Source organism: Roseibium sp. R5, assembly GCF_055755305.1.
Genome location: NZ_CM146910.1, coordinates 4,342,651 through 4,361,007, shown reverse-complemented (window position 1 = coordinate 4,361,007; position 18,357 = coordinate 4,342,651). Strand labels below are relative to the sequence as shown.

At 58.1% G+C, this 18,357-nt stretch carries 12 protein-coding genes; 8 read left to right on the top strand and 4 right to left on the bottom strand.

Going from position 1 to position 18,357, the window contains the following annotated elements:
• Window positions 1-6: 6 nt before the first annotated feature.
• From AC0J4F_RS20260 to AC0J4F_RS20250, 3 genes are all read right to left on the bottom strand, one after another.
• Window positions 7-579, bottom strand: coding sequence for a helix-turn-helix domain-containing protein (locus tag AC0J4F_RS20260; RefSeq protein ID WP_473024484.1), 573 nt, complete (start codon window positions 577-579; stop codon window positions 7-9).
• Between the two features lie 49 nt (window positions 580-628).
• Window positions 629-991: a VOC family protein gene (locus AC0J4F_RS20255; protein WP_473024483.1), complete on the bottom strand. Its 363-nt coding sequence runs from the start codon at window positions 989-991 to the stop codon at window positions 629-631.
• Between the two features lie 631 nt (window positions 992-1,622).
• Window positions 1,623-2,249, bottom strand: coding sequence for a DapH/DapD/GlmU-related protein (locus AC0J4F_RS20250; protein WP_473024482.1), 627 nt, complete (start codon window positions 2,247-2,249; stop codon window positions 1,623-1,625).
• A 385-nt stretch (window positions 2,250-2,634) separates the two neighbouring features.
• On the opposite strand from AC0J4F_RS20250, the gene phnC reads away from it, so the two are divergent.
• From phnC to AC0J4F_RS20225, 5 genes are all read left to right on the top strand, one after another.
• Window positions 2,635-3,468, top strand: coding sequence for a phosphonate ABC transporter ATP-binding protein (phnC, locus tag AC0J4F_RS20245; RefSeq protein ID WP_209173395.1), 834 nt, complete (start codon window positions 2,635-2,637; stop codon window positions 3,466-3,468).
• 55 nt (window positions 3,469-3,523) lie between these two features.
• The gene (gene phnD, locus AC0J4F_RS20240) at window positions 3,524-4,441 is read left to right on the top strand and encodes a phosphonate ABC transporter substrate-binding protein (protein ID WP_306146715.1); all 918 of its coding nucleotides are present in this window, start codon (window positions 3,524-3,526) and stop codon (window positions 4,439-4,441) included.
• Between the two features lie 71 nt (window positions 4,442-4,512).
• Window positions 4,513-5,361: a phosphonate ABC transporter, permease protein PhnE gene (phnE, locus tag AC0J4F_RS20235; RefSeq protein ID WP_133950635.1), complete on the top strand. Its 849-nt coding sequence runs from the start codon at window positions 4,513-4,515 to the stop codon at window positions 5,359-5,361.
• Between the two features lie 15 nt (window positions 5,362-5,376).
• Entirely contained in the window at window positions 5,377-6,711 is a 1,335-nt protein-coding gene (gene phnE, locus AC0J4F_RS20230; RefSeq protein ID WP_473024481.1) for a phosphonate ABC transporter, permease protein PhnE, read from the top strand.
• A gap of 213 nt (window positions 6,712-6,924) precedes the next feature.
• The gene (locus tag AC0J4F_RS20225) at window positions 6,925-8,124 is read left to right on the top strand and encodes a lytic murein transglycosylase (protein WP_473024480.1); all 1,200 of its coding nucleotides are present in this window, start codon (window positions 6,925-6,927) and stop codon (window positions 8,122-8,124) included.
• Between the two features lie 19 nt (window positions 8,125-8,143).
• On the opposite strand, the gene AC0J4F_RS20220 is transcribed toward AC0J4F_RS20225, so the two are convergent.
• Window positions 8,144-9,661: a diguanylate cyclase domain-containing protein gene (locus AC0J4F_RS20220; protein WP_473024479.1), complete on the bottom strand. Its 1,518-nt coding sequence runs from the start codon at window positions 9,659-9,661 to the stop codon at window positions 8,144-8,146.
• A 244-nt stretch (window positions 9,662-9,905) separates the two neighbouring features.
• Between AC0J4F_RS20220 and parA the strand changes: the two genes are divergently transcribed.
• From parA to pbpC, 3 genes are all read left to right on the top strand, one after another.
• Complete coding sequence (gene parA / locus AC0J4F_RS20215; protein WP_040453249.1) at window positions 9,906-10,547, top strand: ParA family partition ATPase; 642 nt, start codon at window positions 9,906-9,908, stop codon at window positions 10,545-10,547.
• Between the two features lie 180 nt (window positions 10,548-10,727).
• Window positions 10,728-16,181, top strand: a complete 5,454-nt coding sequence (locus AC0J4F_RS20210) for an alpha-2-macroglobulin family protein (protein WP_473024478.1) — start codon at window positions 10,728-10,730, stop codon at window positions 16,179-16,181.
• 24 nt (window positions 16,182-16,205) lie between these two features.
• Window positions 16,206-18,332: a penicillin-binding protein 1C gene (gene pbpC, locus AC0J4F_RS20205; RefSeq protein WP_473024477.1), complete on the top strand. Its 2,127-nt coding sequence runs from the start codon at window positions 16,206-16,208 to the stop codon at window positions 18,330-18,332.
• Window positions 18,333-18,357 lie beyond the last annotated feature (25 nt).

Genomic DNA, 18,357 nt, shown 5'->3' with positions numbered 1-18,357 from the left:
AATAATTTATGCAAACCGGTCAGGTTCGTCCCGCACAAGCCGGGCAAAGCGCCCGTCGGACAGGGCGAACCGCGTGATCCTGATCCGGCTTTCCGGGATCGTCATCTCCGGGAAATCCGCGCGCTCAGTTGAAAACACGATATCCGGTGCGTGCGGTTCGAACCAACCCTGGTCGCCAAGGCCCTGTTCGGCGGTCTGGATCCCTTCCGACGCATAAGGCCAAAGCGGTCGGTCCATCAGTTCCTGAACACCCGCATGCCAGTCCCGCGCGCGGGCAGGGGAGACGGCGAGCAGCCGGTGGCTGAGATCGCACACCAGATGAACCGGCGTGCTGTTGCTGCTCACAAGCTCCACCAAGGCCCGGTCCGCTGCACTGTTGGGTCGCGCGAGCAACAGCCGTTCCACTTTGGAGCGGTCAAGTCCGTCAGGCTCGGAAGCACCGCTCTCCCAGCGTGAGATTTTGGATTGCGACACTCCGAGCTCATCGGCCAGCGCCTGCTGTTTTACGCGATTCAGCACCCGCCAGCGGCGAAGGGAGGGGCCGAGGTTTCTTGAAAGCGTGGTGCCAAGATCGAACATGGCTCGTTCATAGCAAATGTCAGAATTTTCGGCAGCCTCTGAAATTGCGTCAGGAACCCCCAAAGACCCTGTTTGAGATGGATACTGCGTTGCCAGCCGGATCCTTGGTATTGGCAAATTGACATCCGTTGCCCTGATGGACCGGGCCGAATTCGAGCCCTTCTTTGGCAAAGACCGATTTCTCACAAACAACATCTTCGACTTGAAAAACCAGCTTAACGAGGGTTTGTCCGGCTTTGCGGCCCTTGGCTAAGGGATGCAGTAGGAGTTGACATCCTCCGTCAGGGTTTTGCAGCTCAATCAAACCGCCATCTGCAGGCCTCTCAGTGTAGCCAAAGTGCCGACAGTAGAATTCGGCAACGGCTTCCACATCGCGAACGTAGAGTGTCAGGCGATTGAGAAGAAGTGGCATGTGCAGCTCCAGAGTGTGTTGGCTAGAGTTTGGCCAAGGTTCCCCGGAGATCAAGCGTTTCTGTGAGGTGCTGTGCGGAAAAACAGAAAGGGTGTCGGCTTTCACCAACACCCCCCTGTTCAGGTCAAGGTTATCGGACCCGGAAACCTGCCGAAGCGGGATCGATAGTCCGTCTTGATCTCAACTCGACATCAGATCTCCGAAGACATCTGGTGCCTGCCGGCTCCTCATCCCCGAAGAGATTTGAAGCCTGCACCGGCATTGCAGATAACCCGCTGCTCACCGGAGAGCCGGGGCGCTGGCTGCGGAGCGCTCCGCATCAAGCGCAAACTGGGTGCCTCACAGCCGGTCCGCGAGAGCCGCAAGCGGCCCCTTGGGACTGTGCCCAGACAGCGATGACAAAAACCGTATGCTTTGGTTGGCGGTCCGAAACAGGTCTCTGCCGTGCTGTTGATTGAAGTTCACCACAGGAATTTGCTGCTGTCGAATCGCCCCTGTTAACCATTGTGACTTGTGGGGAAAGTCATCTCTTTCGTCTGAAAGTCGCAGAAATGCGGGCCTTGTAGTGAGTTGAGTTCCCTTACGGAAATCAAATGCAAGTTAAGAAATGATTTTCCGGCAAAATAATAGGTCAGCGATACTTCTCTATGAATCCATCGATCGGCAAGTTGCGAAAATCGGGCAAGCGATCCTTCAGCTGATCGTGGCTCCAGTCCCACCAGGAGATCGCCATCAGAGCTTCTTCCTGGGTTTCCGTAAACCGGCGTTTGATTGGTTTCGCCGGAACACCGCCGACAATCGTATAGGGCGGAACGTCTTTCGACACGACCGCGCCTGCGGCAACAATAGCGCCGGTCCCGATTGTAACTCCGGCCAGAACCGTCACATTATGACCGATCCAGACATCGTGCCCGATTGTGACCCAATCGTCCCTGCGCCATTGAAAGAACTCCTGGTCATCATCACCCAGCCCATAGGCGGCCGCCCGGTAGGTGAAGTGATGTTGTGACGCGCGCCAAGTGGCGTGATTGCCGGGATTGAGACGCACCCGCCGGGCAATCGAGCAAAACTTGCCAATCGTTGACCAGACCACATCCCCCTCCTGAACGATGTAGGAGTAATCGTCCATCTGGCTTTCGCGCATTTCGGTCAGCGCGCCGACTTCCGTCCACTTTCCGAGCTCACAGTTTTGAACGACCGCGTCTGGGTGAATATTGGGGGCTTCGGTCATGCCGGGTTTTTGGTGCGGTGCGGACATGTTCGGTTCCATTGGTTTGTGACAGGCGCAGATGGATAGCTTTGGTCACATCATGAAGCGTGACGCTTTGATGACGTATCCATGAACTCTTTCTCTTTTCCTCAGTTTCAGCCGGTTCGAAGCACCCTGACTAATATTTCAGACGGAAACACGCGACTCGGGCTTTGTTCTGCTCTTGCAACCATGATTTGCCGAGCCTTGCAGAACCCTCTGAGGAAGCAGGAAAATAAAGCCTTGTCCGGGTGCTGTGTGTGTCCCGGCAGGCTCTTGTCATTGAAATGTCATCGTTTCTTCAAGGGACTGATAAATAGCTGTCATCGCGTTGTTACGCTCGAATGGCTCTTGTCGCGCAGCAAATACGAACAAACACGGACAGGGCTGCCGCGTGATTCAATTTCAGGACGTCACCAAGACCTTTGGGTCCCGGACTGCGGTGAACAAAGTATCTTTCAACATCGACAAACCGCAGATGGTCGGCATTATCGGCCGCTCCGGTGCAGGCAAATCGACCTTGCTGCGCATGATCAACCGGCTGACGCCGGCGACCTCCGGTCAGATCCTCTTCAATGACCGCGATATTCTGAGCCTTAAAGGCGGCATGATGCGCCGTTGGCAGCGCGACTGCGCCATGGTGTTCCAGCAGTTCAATCTTGTGCCGCGCTTGGATGTGGTGACCAACGTGATGCTCGGCCGTCTGAATGGCCACGGCACACTCAAGAGCCTCTTTAATATCTTCGACCAAGACGATGTGAAAACTGCACTTGCCGCGCTGGACCGGCTTGGCATTGCTCAGGAAGCACCCAAACGGGCTGAAGAGCTTTCCGGCGGTCAGCAGCAGCGGGTGGCGATTGCACGAGCGCTCATGCAGGATCCGCATATGATCCTGGCCGACGAGCCGATCGCCTCTCTTGATCCGATGAATGCCAAGATCGTCATGGACGCTCTTCGGGAAATCCACGAACGCGACAACAAGATCGTCATCTGCAATCTGCACACGCTCGACACCGCACGCACGTACTGCGACCGCGTGATCGGCATGCGCGACGGCTTCATCGTCTTTGACGGGGCGCCAGACGCCCTGACCACAGATGTGGCGCGCGAGATTTATGGCGCCGATGAAAGCTTCAACGAAGCGGCAACATCAACCGCCATCGATGCCGGTAAATCCGGCTCTCAAGAATCCGCCGGTGTGATGACCCCGGCGGCAGCAGCGGGCTGACCGTCTGCTCCCAAATCATCGTCATCAATTGTGAACCCTCGGGGGAGTGTCCCAAATGAAACTGGTTTCCAAAGTTGCTGCGCTGGCTGCAGTCAGCATGATCGCTCTGAACGCAACCGCTGCCGTTGCTGAAGAAATCTCCGAATTCCGCATCGGCATCCTCGGCGGCGAAAACGCTTCCGATCGTCTGCGCGCTTACACCTGCCTTGAAGAAAAGACCGCTGACCTGCTCGGTGTTCCGGTCAAGCTTTTCGCACCGGCCGACTACAACGGCGTGATCGAAGGCCTGCTCGGCGGCAACCTCGACATGGCTTGGCTTGGCGCGTCCGGCTACGCAAAAGTGTACCTGACCGATCCGGAAGCGGTTGACCCGGTTCTGGTCAAGGTCAACGTTGATGGTGGCTACGGCTACTACTCCATCGGTTTTGCCCGCAACGATGCTGAAATCAACTCGCTCGCCGACATGAAGGGCAAGGTTTTCGGCTTTGGTGACCCAAACTCCACATCCGGTTACCTGATCCCGTCCATCGCCATCCCGCAGGAAGGCTACTCCATGGAGCCGGGCGACTACTTCGGCGACGTCAAGTTCACCGGTGGCCACGAGCAGACCATTGTAGCCGTGTCCAACGGCGACATCGACGCCGGTGTAACCTGGGCCGACGGTCTTGGTGAGTGGGAAGATGGCTACAATTCGGGCGCTCTGCGTAAGGCATCCGATGCTGGCCTGGTCGACATGACCGAATTGCGTGAAATCTGGCGTTCGCCGGTGATCCCGGAAGGCCCGATCGTTCTCTCCAAGAAGCTTCCGGAAGACGTCAAAATCAAAATGACCGCTCTGATGGCGTCCCTGAACTCTCTGGACCCTGAGTGCGCATACGGCGTTGCTGCCGGTGAGACCAAAGGTTTCATGCCGATCACTCACGAAGCTTACGTCAACATCGTTGAAGCTCGTAAGGCAAAGAGCAAGAACTAAGCGTTCTTGAATAGCGCGCGGGCCGGTTTCCGGCCCGCGTTTTTTTGCGTGACGTTTAAAGGACATTGAAGATGGCCGTCGCTGCAATGGAAGAGGAAATCCTCTCCTTACGCAAACGCCGTCAGCTCTATTCGCTGATCGGACTTTTGTTGGTCGTTGCCGTTATGGTTTCGGGATACTCGAAATCCAACGACATGAACTCCGGCGGTTTTCTGCAGGGCCTGAGCAAGTTTTTCGATTATCCAGGCGAGATCGTTGTCGAAGCCTGGGAAGCCGGGCCAGCGTTTTTCGGTCTGATCATCCAATATCTCCCAGCCATGCTGGAAACCTTGAACATCGCGGCCGTTGCGACGCTTCTGGGGGCTGCCATGGCCGTCGTCCTAGCCATGGCCTCCACGCGCAACGTTGACAGCTGGGGCCCGTTGATCCCGGTCGTCCGCCGCATGATGGACATCATGCGCGCCTTTCCGGAACTGATCATCGCGTTGTTCCTGATCTTTGTTCTCGGCTCCAGCCCGGTTCCAGCCATGATCGCCGTCGCGTTTCACACCGCCGGTGCGCTGGGTAAACTGTTTTCCGAAGTCAACGAGAACATCGACCGCAAGCCGATTGAAGGCTTGTCTGCCTGCGGGGCCAACTGGCTGCAGCGCATCCGGTACGCAGTGATGCCGCAAGTGGCGCCGAACTACCTGAGCTACTTCCTGCTGCGTCTTGAGATCAATGTGCGGGCTTCTGCGATTCTTGGCTTCGTCGGGGCCGGCGGGATCGGCCAGGAGCTGCGGCGCACCATCGGATGGGGGCAGGGCGCAGGCGATGAAACCGCCGCGATCTTCGTGCTCCTCTTCGTCACAATCATGATTATCGACCAGGCTTCGTCTTATCTGCGCGGCAAACTGGTTGGCGCCGGCAGAGCGCACTAAGAGGGATCAGCGAAAATGTCCACCGATACCCTCGAACAGGTTGTCACGCCGCAAGATGTCTGGTCGAAAGTGCGCCGCCGAGCATGGCTGACGATCCTCGTGCCGCTCGGAATTCTTGCCTATCTCACCTACACATGGTTCGCCTTTGGCGTGCCGGATCTTCTTGCGAAGGCTCAGCCGGAGCGGGCCGTTATTCTGGCCACAGATTCAGTTGCCTACAAAGTTCATGTCACCAAGTTGCTGCGCCGTGACATTCTCGAGGTCGCAATCGAAGGTGAGCGCCGCGCAACCTACGACGAAGCCGATCTGCCGGACTGGGTTGAAGTCGACGGCAAGGATGCGTTTGTCGACCTTGGTGAAGGGTATCTTGTCGAGATTATCGGCAACCGGATGTCGTTCACGGTCCCGGGCTACGGAACCATCATCGGCCAGGCTACCAACGATGGTGTCGATATCGAATTGCCGGAAGGTGAAGTTCCGGAGTGGCTTTTGACCAATCCGAAGAAACTCGACGCCCGTCCGACCCTTGACCGCCGGGTCCAGGTAACCAGGACAAAGATCGAGGTGCACAACTACTTCGGTGGTTGGGAAAACTTCTGGTTCCCGTTCGACTCGGAGTTTTACGGCAAGTCGTTCAGCCAGCTTTATGCGCTTGCCTTGAGCGCGGATCGGCTAAACCCGGACTACTCAAATCTCTGGTATATGGTTCACGACTTCCTGGAGAACCCGGACTGGCAGCATGGTGAGATTTTTGTAGCGCTGTTTGAAACAATCATGATGGCGGTGCTTGGAACAATCACTGCTGCCTTGTTCGGTCTTCCGCTGGCGTTCCTCGCCGCTCGTAACTTCACGCCCTCAATGTTCCTGAGGTTCGGGGTCCGCCGTCTCTTCGACTTCCTGCGCGGCATCGACATGCTGATCTGGTCACTGATCTTCATCCGTGCCTTCGGTCTTGGACCGTTGACCGGTGCGCTGGCGATCGCCTTTACCGATACGGGAACGCTCGGCAAACTCTTTTCCGAAGCCTTGGAAAACATTGACAACAAACAGGTTGAAGGCGTGCGGGCAACCGGCGCAAATCAGATCCAGCGGTACCGGTTCGGCGTAATCCCGCAGATCCTGCCGGTTTTTGTTTCCCAGGTGCTCTACTTCCTGGAATCGAATACCCGTTCGGCGACGGTTATCGGCGCGCTTGGGGCCGGCGGTATTGGCTTGATGCTGGTGGAAACCATGAAAACCTCCCGCGACTGGGAGAACACCAGCTACATCATCATTCTGACCATTGTTGTCGTGATCTTGATGGATCAGACCTCCAGCTGGCTGCGCCGTAAACTGATCGAAGGCAAATAATGGTTCTCCGCAGTCCCGGCCTTGAGCCGGGACCTACAGGGCAGAAAACAAGATCCCGGCTCCAAGCCGGGATTTTTGGTTTATCGGCCTCGAAAGGGCGCCTGTTAGTCTGATTTCCTTTGATAACGGCCAAGTTCATTTTCCTGCCGCATTTCGGTCGCGGTCCCGTGGCAGCGTTTCCGCAAGGTGATTCAAAAGCTGGCGGGACTGGGTATGCGGCGAAGATCTTCAGGTGTTTTCTCTTCGGTCATGATGTTGGCGGTTTTGGGAGCGGCCACCCTTGCAACGCCTGCCTTGGCCATTGAAAGCTGCGTTGCATCGCTGAAACAGCAGGCGATTTCGGCAGGCGTCAGGCCGGAAGTTGCCCAGAAGATGTTGTCCGGCGCGAAATACGACGAGAAAGTCATCCGCTTTTCAACGGCTCAGCCGGAGTTCAAGACCGAGATCTGGGACTACATGGCGTTCCTCGTTGATCCACAGCGGATCCAGGATGGCAAGGCAAACCTGAAAAAGCATGCCCGGACGCTGGACGCGGTCGAAAAACGTTACGGTGTCGACAAGCATATTGTCCTGGCGGTCTGGGGCATTGAGAGCGACTACGGCAATTTTCGCGGGGATTTTTATACGCCCCACGCTCTTGCCAATCTGGCGTGTGCCGGCAAACGCCGGCAAAAGTATTTCCGCGGCGAGCTGATGAAAACACTTCAAATTGCCTCGCGCGGTGATGTCCCGATGGAAGATTTCAAAGGGTCTTGGGCCGGAGCTTTCGGACAGACCCAATTCATGCCGACAACGTTTGCCAGTCTTGCGGTCGATTTTGACGGAGACGGGCGGAAGGACCTGGTGAACTCTGTCCCGGATGCTCTGGCATCCACGGCGAACTTCCTGAAAAATGCCGGATGGCGCAACAGCCGTTTGTGGGGTTTTGAGGTGAAGGTGCCTAAGGGCTATTCCGGCCCGTCTGGCCGCAAGAACTATGCCTCCATGAGTACCTGGACCAAGCGCGGTCTTAGAAACCTCGACGGCAGCACCTTCAAAAGCAAGGCCGACACGGCGTTGATCCGCCCGGCAGGTGCGAATGGCCCAGCTTTTCTCGTGACGCGCAATTTCAAGGCGCTCAGATCTTACAACGCGTCGACGTCTTATGGTCTCGCAATCGCGGTGCTGTCTGAGCTTGTTTCCGGCGGCGATCCGATCATGACGCCGTGGCCGACAGACAATCCCGGTCTTTCCAGAGCGCAGCGTTTGGAGCTGCAAAAGCTTTTGAACAGGAACGGCTTCAATGTTGGTGAGCCCGACGGCAAGGTTGGCCCGATGACGCGGAAGGGCATCCGGGCTGCGGAAGCGAAATACGGCATGCCCGTCACCGGCCGTCCCTCCTGGAATGTCTATTACGCACTCGGTGGGCGGTAAAAAAGAAATCAGGCGGACCTTATGAGCCGGTTTTTGCGGGAAACGGTTCCATGAACGCCTGATTTCGGCCAGAGCGTTTGGCGGCATACATCGCCTCGTCCGCTGCCTGAAGGAGGCTGCGTTCCAGATTTGGCCGGATCCTGGTAACGGAAATCCCGATACTCGCACCGACCGCCCCTTGATCGCCGGGCAAATCTATCGGCTGGTTGATCCGGTTAAGGATATCCTGCGCGAGCTCTGCCAGCTCGCCTTGATCCGTTCTTACTGTTGAGGCCACCAGAAACTCGTCGCCGCCCATGCGCACCAGGAGTTCTTGGTCAAGAAGCAACGTTCTCAATCGCTCACTGATGACCTTGATGACTTCATCGCCTGTTGCGTGACCAAACCGGTCATTGATGGATTTGAAGCCGTCAAGGTCGATAAGAAGGGCCGCAATTTCTTTAGCGCTGTTATCGGACTGTTCTGCCCGGCCGAAATACTGGGTCATCATGCGCCTGTTGCCGATGCCGGTTAGCGCATCGTGCAGGGCGTTGTGTTCAATGCGCCGGTTCAGCATCTGCAGCGTCTCATTGGCCTGGACCAATTCTGTATTCAGCCGGACGCTTTGATCGCGAAGCTCGCGTTCGTATTCCGCGCTGCGGCGGGCGAGCTGGTACTCCAATTGGCTGCGCAGTTCATAGCTTTGCCGGTGCGCTTCAACCTTGAACTGGGTCGCCTGCATCTCGGCATAGACTTTGAGATGTGCGAGCGCCTGCTGATACGTGCCCATAGCTTCGTGGGTTTGGGAGAGGTGCAGGTGAAAGTTCCGGATCCACAGGTGATAATCGAACGCGGTTGCTTCTGTAAGGCCCTGTTCGAAAACTTTCAGCGCGTCCGCCGTTCGTTTCTCTTTCAAATAGCTTGAACCGATTGCAAAATGCAGCTGGCAAGTGACCCGCGGATCGTCGCTGAAAACAGCCGCTGTCAAACCTTTTTCAGCTTCCGCACGGGCCTCTTCATAGTCTCCGCTGGCAACAAGCGCGCCGGCATAAACTTCCTCGGCATAGGGCAGCATGATCGCGTTCCGCCGCGACCGGTTCTGTTCGACACTTTGCCGGCCTGCATCGAGCGCAGCATCAATGTTTCCGGCAAGGCAATTGACGCGGCAAAGATTGTGCAACACGCGCCCAGGCTCGAAATAAAGACCGGCATCCTCTGCGATCTGCAAGGCGTCGCGAAGATGGGTCAGGGCCTCGTCATAGTTTTCCGAGTATTGGCGCAAGGTTGCCAGGATGGTCAGCACCTCAATACCGGCACCGCTCTCCGCATGCGGGCCAAGCGTTTCAAAGCCGTCCTTCAGGAATTCGTCTGCGAGCTTGTGATCACCGAGGCTGTAGGCGCAAACGGCCTTGACCACGAGAAGTTCTGCCCAACCTTCCGGATCGGACTGTTTTGACATGGACTGGAAGGCTGCATCCGCCAGCTCACCGGCGGTTTTGAAGTTGCCGCGCCAACGTTCCAGCCAGGAAAGATTGAAGGCCAGCGGCCGTCCATCCAAGGCCGGCACTGTCCGAGAATCGATGGCTCTGTTTAACAAAGCCCGGCAAAGTGCTGGGTTCCTCCAGCGCAGCGCCCATGTCCTGGCTTGCAAGCTTTTCAGGTTGAATCTCCGAATAGTTTCACAGCCTATGGATATAAATATCACTGGTACAAATGATATATGGGTTAACGAAACACGGTTTTCTACGTGTTGCAATGCGAAAGAGTGCGGCGCAATATGGCGGCGAAGCATGGAGGTGTTGATGTCCGGACGAATTCTTACAGTTGCACAACAAAAAGGCGGGTCCGGTAAGACAACCCTTGCAGCACATCTTGCTGTTGCACTGGCAGCCAAATCTGGGGAGCCGGTCGCCATTCTCGATGTGGATCCGCAAGGCTCGTTGGGCACGTGGTATGAGGCCCGCGAAGAAACGCTTGGGGAGGATGAGACCGGTCTGGAATTCCGGACTGCCTCCGGATGGGGTGCCCGCCGGGAAGCCCGGTCTCTGGCGCGCTCGCACGGCTATGTCATCATCGATACGCCGCCGAAAACGGATACGGATGCCAAGCCCGCAATTGATGCTGCCGACTTCGTGATCGTTCCGATCCAGCCGACCCCTGTTGACCTTTGGGCAACATCCCAGACCATCGATCTGGCGGCCCGGGAAGATACGCCAGCGCTCCTGGTCATGAACCGGGTGCCGCCGCGGGCCTCGTTGACGGGCGAAATGGCCGATGCCATTGCCGCATCCGGCTATGACACTTTGGGCGCACGCCTTGGCAACCGGACCGTTTTTGCGTCTGCTATGGGCCGGGGCGCATCCGTGACTGAAAACGCACCGTCCAGCAAAGCTGCTCAGGAGGTCAATCTATTGATCGAAGAGCTGGTCTCCCGCGTCGGCTGAACCTGCCTCCAGGTTTGTATTTCAGAAAAATTGCCTTGTCCTCGTCATCTTCCGGTGCCTTCATAACCAAAGTTATTCGGCCCGGGAGGACAGGCCATGTGGCGTTCTTTGTATTATTCTTATCAAAATCAATCAGATAGGTCTGTTTTCAGATTCTCTTTGTTAGTCGTCGGAGCACTCTTGACCGGCGGAATGGCACTCGGTGGGTTCACTGAAACAGCCGACGCCCAAGACAGACGGATCGTCACCATTGAGGACGCGGATTTCTTCGGCGGTGATTATCAGACGGTCAAGGATGTGGACCTTGATGGCTGCAAGTCGGCGTGTCTGAGCGACAACCAGTGCCAAGCCTTCACCTACAACACCAGTGCCGGGTGGTGTTTTCTAAAGTCCTCCGCCGGGCAGATGCAGAGTTTTGCCGGTGCGGTTGCCGGCCGCGTGGTGGAGGTCCAGAGATCGACCTTTGCGACCACTGGTGAAAGAAAGGCTGAGCTTGATTTTCTAAGCCGTGAGACCTTGGAAGCAGCGGAAACCTATTTGCAGCGGATCGAAGAGACGGTCCGGCCAAACAGCACCGATGCAGATGAAATCCGCCGCAATGGTTCAAACGCGCTTGCCAACAACAACAACGCTTTGGCCGAGGCTGACTTCCTCCAGCTGATCGCCTTGGACCCAACGCGGTTCGATCCGTGGGTTCAACTGTCGACAGCGCTCATTCTGCAAGACCCAAACGATTGGCAGGAGCGGGAAACGAAACGCAAGAACCTCGTCTCGGCCGCGGTCAACGCCTATTTGCGGGCTGGAACGCCTGAGGAACAGGCCTTTGCGCTCGAATATCTGGGTCGCGGTCTTTCCCTTCGACAAGACTACAAAGCAGCCATCAAGTCTCTTCGCGCCTCGCTTGCACTCGAAGAACGGGGCTCCGTCCGCCGGCGCTACGACAAGTTGATGGCGGAGCATGGCTTCCGGATCGTCGATCATCAGGTCGATTCGGACAGTGCAACGCCGCGGATCTGTCTGGTGTTTTCGCAGAAGCTGCCGGTCGGGGACGATTTGAGCCCGTACGTCTCGGTCCGGGGCGACGGCACCGTGTCGATTGAACCCGATGGATCTCAGGTTTGCGCAGAAGGTGTGCGCCACGGCGCGCGCTATCAACTGACTGCGAGGAGCGGCCTGCCGGCAGCTGACGGAGAAGTGCTCGAAAAGTCTTCTGATCTCTCGATTTACGTCCGGGACCGCAGTCCGTCGGTCAACTTCCTTGGCCGGTCTTATGTGCTTCCCGCAGGTGGGGATCCGACGATCCCGATCGTTTCGGTCAATACCAACGAAGTTGAGGCAACAATCTACCGGATCGGCGACCGGTCGGTGGCCGATGTGCTGAGAGACAACCGCTTCCTGCGCCAACTGGGCAGCTATCAGGCTGACCAGATCGAGGAAGATCTAGGAGAAAAGGTCTGGAGCGGTGTCGTCGAGACCGGCAATGAACTCAATCAGGACATCACGACGGCCATCCCGTTATCCGAAACCGGGCTTGAGATGAAGCCCGGGATTTACGCCATGACCGCAAGGTCAAAGCTGGACGTGAAGAACCAGTGGGGCCCGCTCGCAACACAGTGGTTCCTCGTTTCTGATCTTGGGCTGACCGCCATGTCCGGCACGGATGGAATTGCAGCGAATGTCCGGTCCCTGTCCAGCGCTGAAGCGCTCACAGGGGTCAGTGTCAGGTTGATCGCTGTCAACAACGAGATCCTCGGAACAAGTGAAACCGATGCGGACGGGTTTGCGAGGTTCGCCGCAGGTCTCACCCTTGGGCGTGGGGGCAGTGCGCCCGGCATTCTGATCGCAGAAACGGCAGAGGGCGATTACGGCTTCCTGGATTTGCGCAAACCCGCCTTTGATCTGTCAGACCGCGGCGTCGACGGACGCCCGGCACCGGGTCCTCTGGACGTCTTCGCCTGGTCTGATCGTGGCATCTACAAGGCCGGCGAAACTGTTCATGCGCAGGCTTTGCTAAGAACAGCGAAGGCCGAAGCCCAGACCGGTTTGCCGCTGACATTCATTGTCCGGCGCCCGGACGGGGTCGAACATGCGCGGTACACGCTGCAGGATGGCGGTCTTGGCGGATATGTTCAGGACATTGATTTGAGCTCGACGGCGCAGCAAGGCATTTGGTCTTGGCAGGTCCTGCTGGATCCAGACGGCGAGGCGCTGGCGGACAAGACATTCCTTGTCGAGGACTATCAGCCGGAGAGGGTCGATTTCACCCTGGAAACGGCCTCTGAGACCTTCAGCCGAACTGCACCGCTCGACGTCTCATTGTCTGCCAAGTTTTTATATGGATCGCCCGCAAGTGGCCAATCTCTGGAAGGTGACGTGATCGCGCGCCCGGTGCGCACGATGGAGGCGTATCCGGGATACCGTTTTGGTATTGAAGACTCGGACGCTTATTCTGAGCGCACACGCTTACCGTCCGGGCTTCGAACCGATGATCAAGGCGCGTTGACCTTCTCTGCTGATCTGCCGGAGTTGCCTGATACAACGGGCCTTTACGAAGCTGAGATTGTCGCCCGTCTTGTGGAAACCGGAGGACGTTATGTCGAGCGGACGCTGGATCTGCCAGTCAGCCTCGACAGGCCGCGCATCGGGATCCGGCCCGCCTTTGACGGCGGTGTCGATGAGGGTGGTCCTGCAGACTTTAAAGTAATTGTGATTGGCGAAACCGGCGAGTGGATCGCAGCAACCGGCTTGAACTGGACGCTGTCCAAGGTCGACCGGCGTTACCAATGGTACCGGCTGGATGGCCGCTGGTCTTACGAGCCGATCACCTCGACCCGCCGGATCTCGACAGGAACCCTGGATGTGTCAGAAGCCCAGCCGGCCAGTCTGTCGCTTCCTGTTGAATGGGGCGAGTACCGTCTGGACATTGAAGGCAGCGGCGCGCTGCAGACCGCAACACGGGTGGCCTTTCAGGCGGGCTGGTACACCGCCAATGCGACATCCGACACGCCGGACTATCTCGATGTCGGGCTCGACAAGGAAAATTACCGGCCGGGTGAAATTGCAAAACTTCGCTTGAAACCGCAAATGGCGGGTACAGCCGTGATCAACGTGGTGTCTGGCGGCCTTCTCTCCACCCAAACAATAGACGTCTCCGGAGAAGAGACGGAGGTCGACATTCCGGTGGACGCGGCCTGGGGGGCAGGGGCCTACATCACGGCCAGCCTCTACCGGCCGATGGACGTCGATCAAGCCCAGATGCCGTCGCGCGCCATGGGGCTCTCCTGGCTGCAGGTTGATCCTGGGGATCGGGATCTTGAAGTTGCGATGGATCTGCCGTCGATGATCCGGCCACAAACCCAGTTGGATGTTCCGGTCCAACTTGCCAATCTGGCCGCAGGTGAAGAGGCTTACATCACGGTTGCCGCGGTGGACGTCGGAATACTCAACTTGACGGCCTATGAAACGCCGGCCCCTGAAAAGTGGTATTTCGGTCAGCGCCGCCTCGGAAGCGATATCCGCGATCTTTACGGCCAGCTCATTGACCGGATGTCTGGCGCACGGGGCAAGGTTCGCTCCGGCGGAGACGGTATGGGCATGCGTTTGGACGCGCCGCCGCCGGATGATGAACCTGTGGCGTTGTTCTCCGGCCCTGTGAAAGTTGATGACAATGGCGAGGCGCTCGTTTCGTTTGATGTGCCTGACTTTAACGGTGCCTTGCGCGTGATCACCGTGGCCTGGAGCAAATCCGGTGTCGGTCATGGGGAACAAGAGATCGAGGTGAGGGCGCCGGTCGTTATGACGGCGAGCACACCGGCCTTTCTTGCCCCGGGCGATACATCCCGGCTGGTTCTGGAAATCGACCCGGTCGATGCCCCGTCAGGTGCTTACGATCTGGAGCTGACTGCAAGCAACGGGTTGAGCCTCGGAGACGGTCCGAGCGAGCCCAGAGTTCTCGATCTGGAGACGGGCAAGAAAGCACAAGTCATTCTGCCGATGGCGGCCGGCGACGCACTGGGAAGCGCCGAAATCGTTGCCTCCCTGACCGGGCCCGACGCCCAAACCGTCGTCAAGCGGATCAATCTCGATATCAAGGACACCCAGCCTGAAGTTCTGCGCAGTTACGCGTTCGATTTGGCGCCCGGGAGCAAGCTCGAGGTGAATGCCGCCAGCTTTGACGATCTGCGCGGAGACAGCGTGAAGGTCACGCTGACAGCGGGCGGGGCAGCACGCATAGATGTCGCTGGCCTTCTGGCGGCGCTGGATCGGTATCCTTATGGCTGTACCGAGCAGACCACCAGCCGGGCGTTGCCGCTGCTATACTTGAGCGACGTTGCAGAAGCAGCCGGCCTTGGCGGAGACGATGAAATTCGTGAACGGGTGGTCAAGGCGATTGCCGCCGTTCTTGCCAACCAGTCCTCTGGCGGATCCTTCGGGCTCTGGAGCAGCTATGGCAGCGGTGGAACCTGGCTTGATGCTTATGTTGCCGACTTCCTGACCCGGGCGCGGGAAAAGGGCTACCTGGTTCCAGATCTTGCCTTCACGTCCGCGCTCGACAATCTGGAAAACAGGCTTGCCTACGCGTCTGACTTTGAAAGTGGTGGTGAGGACATTGCCTATGCGCTTTATGTCCTGGCGCGCAATGGCCGGGCCTCCATGGGGGATCTCAGATACTATCTGGATGCCAAACTGCAGAACTTTGCGACACCGCTCGCCAAGGCGCAGCTTGCGGCCGGTCTTGCGCTCTACGGCGAAGATGAGCGGGCCGCAACCGGATTTAGTGCCGCTCTTGATGCATTGGATCGGACAGCATCCAGCACCTACCGGGAAGACTTCGGATCAAAGCTTCGCGATGCGGCTGGCGTCACTGATTATGTGGTGACGGCGTCTGTCAGCGAGCAATTGAACACCCGCGCGGTTTCAGAGCTGGCATCGGTGGACAGCAGCGCCCGGAGCCGGTCAACACAGGATATGGCATGGTTGCTGCTCGCAGCGAATGCGTTGAACGAGTCGGCGGAAGAGGCCCGCCTGTCTGTGGATGGTGTGGAAACACCGGGCCGGCTTGCCTGGACACTTGGCTTTGACGAGTTGAAGTCCGGCCAGGTGGATGTCCGCAATGCCGGCGAAAAGCCAACTGAAGTGTTGATGTCGATTGCCGGTCAGCCGCTCAGTCCGGAACCGGCTGGCGGCAAGGATTACGCCGTCGAACGGACACTCTATGACCTCGACGGCAATGTCATTGACCCATCCGCGGTGCCCGTGAATACCCGGATCGCCGTTGTCCTGACCGTACGGCCGCTCTCTGATCAGCCGGGCAGGTTGATGGTCGTCGACCGTTTGCCCGCAGGTCTTTCAATCGACAATCCGCGTCTGGTGCGTTCCGGCGATCTTGGAGGCCTCTCGTTCCTTTCAACGATCGACCAACCGGATTACAGCGCGTTCCATTCCGACCGGTTCGAAGTCTCAGTCGATGAGAGCAATTGGGGCAACCGAGAGCTGACCTTTGCGTATCTGGCGCGGGCGGCAACACCGGGGACGTTCACGCATCCACCGGCCTCGGTGGAAGACATGTACCTGCCGGACCGTCGGGCCATCACGGAAACCGCCCGGTTCGTGGTGCTTGGACCGACCAGGTAGAGAAGCTGTGCGGTGCGTGAGCGGATGAACAGACGGTCGCTGAAACGATGGGGGCTCATTACTGGCGCTGGTGGTTTGCTGGCACTTGGCGCCGCTGCCTGGACCGTTGTTACGGACTACCGGCAACTGCCGCCTCTGCCGAAGGCATCCGATCTATCTGTGTCGACAGTCGTTCTTGATCGTGAAGATCGCTTGCTGCGGGCTTTCACAAGCACTGATTCCAAATGGCGTTTGCCGGTCAGCCTTGAGGAGATCGATCCGCTCTATTTCGAACTGCTGCTGGCCTATGAGGACAACCGGTTCCGCCAACATGGCGGTGTTGATGTTTTGGCGCTGGGCCGCGCCGCTTTGCAGGCCATTGCCAGCGGCCAGCTTGTTTCCGGTGGCTCGACACTGACAATGCAGGTTGCCCGGCTTCTGGATGAGACGCCGACCAAGTCGCTGAAACGGAAGTATCAGCAGATCCTGAAAGCTGTTCAGCTGGAGCAGGTGGCCACCAAGGACGAGATCCTGCATCTTTATGCCTTGCGCGCACCCTTTGGCGGCAATCTGGAAGGGGTCCGGGCGGCAAGCCTCACCTGGTTCGGCAAGGAACCGCGGCGTTTGACCCCGGCCGAAGCGGCCCTTCTTGTAGCCTTGCCGCAAAGCCCGGAGAACCGGCGCCCTGACAGGCATCCCAAAAATGCACTGAAGGCCCGCAACCGTGTTCTGGCGCGTGCAGTCCGGGAAGGTGTGCTGGGTGAAGAGGAAGCTAGATCCGCAGCCAACGAACCACTTCGGGCCGAGCGGCATCCAATGCCGCTGCTCGCAGCCCATGAGACCCGGGAGGCAAGGGCCGCCTATCCTTCCGAGCCGGTTCTGCGTCTGACACTGGACAGGGACTTGCAACAGGCCCTGGAAGATCTCACTCGCCGGCGGGCGGCGGTCATGCCTGCACCGCTGTCGATCGCCATGGTGGTTGCGGATCATAAGTCCGGCGAGATCCTGGCAAGCGTTGGTGCACCCGACCTTCTGGATGATAGCCGGGAAGGACACGTGGACATGACCCGGGCAACCCGGTCACCCGGGTCTGCCTTGAAACCCTTTATATATGGGCTCGCCTTTGAAGAGGGGATTGGCCAGCTGGACAGCCTGATTGTCGACAGGCCAACCAACATCGCCGGTTATCGTCCTACCAATTTTGATCGGGGCTATCAGGGAACGGTCACTTTGGATGAGGCCCTGCAACTTTCCTTGAACACACCTGCGGTCCAGCTTCTGGAATCAGTTGGTCCGACCAGACTTCTTGCGCGGTTGAGACGGGCGGGCGTTCAACCGCAGCTGGAACCAGGCAGTTCGCCGGGGCTTGCCATTGGTCTTGGGGGAATCGGATTGTCGCTCCGCGACCTGACGCAGACCTATGCCTCACTCGCGCGGCGCGGAAAGCCAGTTGAGCTGCAATCCTGTCGAAACCCATGCAAGTATGGTTCGGGGGCTGCGCGGCAGGCCATGCCGGTTCTTACCGAGAAGTCGGCGTATCAAGTCACTGACAGTCTGTCCGGCTTGCCGCAGCCTCTCAATCCAGCAAAAGGGGCCATCGCGTACAAAACCGGCACGTCTTATGGCTATCGCGATGCCTGGGCGGTTGGATATGACGGCCGCTATGTGGTTGGCATCTGGACAGGCCGGGCCGATGGGTCGCCAGTCCCGGGCCAAACCGGTGCGTCGTCAGCGGTGCCAATCCTCCATGAAGCCTATCAGTCATTGGCCGCGGGGCGGGAACCTTTGTCCAAGCCGCCGGAAGACATCGCTAACGCCGCGATGAGGCCACTTCCCGAACCGCTCCGGTATGCCCGTGTCAAATCCCGTCCAAAGATGACCAGGACTGCCAGCCGTTTGGGAATCACCTTCCCGCCGGATGGTGCAAGACTGCAGATTGGCAGGGCCTCCTCTGAAGGCGTACATCCAATGGTCGTCAAGTTTGATGGCGGTCAACGGCCGTTCCGGCTTTTCATAAACGGAACACCAACGGGGAAGGCTACATATGAACGCCGATTCTTATGGAACGCGCCCGGCTCCGGCTTTGCCGACCTCATGATTCTCGACGGCAAGGGGCAGACGTCCAAGGTGTCGATCGTCCTTGAAGCAACCCAAAGCCCGGAAAAACCTTAGCGACTGGAACCGCAGTCAGCGGCTG

Excerpts from the sequence above, each read along its gene's own strand:
- AC0J4F_RS20260 (WP_473024484.1), bottom strand. The coding sequence starts at position 579 with ATGTTCGATCTTGGCACCACGCTTTCAAGAAACCTCGGCCCCTCCCTT.
- AC0J4F_RS20255 (WP_473024483.1), bottom strand. The coding sequence starts at position 991 with ATGCCACTTCTTCTCAATCGCCTGACACTCTACGTTCGCGATGTGGAA.
- AC0J4F_RS20250 (WP_473024482.1), bottom strand. The coding sequence starts at position 2,249 with ATGTCCGCACCGCACCAAAAACCCGGCATGACCGAAGCCCCCAATATT.
- phnD (WP_306146715.1), top strand. The coding sequence starts at position 3,524 with ATGAAACTGGTTTCCAAAGTTGCTGCGCTGGCTGCAGTCAGCATGATC.
- phnE (WP_133950635.1), top strand. The coding sequence starts at position 4,513 with ATGGCCGTCGCTGCAATGGAAGAGGAAATCCTCTCCTTACGCAAACGC.
- phnE (WP_473024481.1), top strand. The coding sequence starts at position 5,377 with ATGTCCACCGATACCCTCGAACAGGTTGTCACGCCGCAAGATGTCTGG.
- AC0J4F_RS20225 (WP_473024480.1), top strand. The coding sequence starts at position 6,925 with ATGCGGCGAAGATCTTCAGGTGTTTTCTCTTCGGTCATGATGTTGGCG.
- parA (WP_040453249.1), top strand. The coding sequence starts at position 9,906 with ATGTCCGGACGAATTCTTACAGTTGCACAACAAAAAGGCGGGTCCGGT.
- pbpC (WP_473024477.1), top strand. The coding sequence starts at position 16,206 with ATGAACAGACGGTCGCTGAAACGATGGGGGCTCATTACTGGCGCTGGT.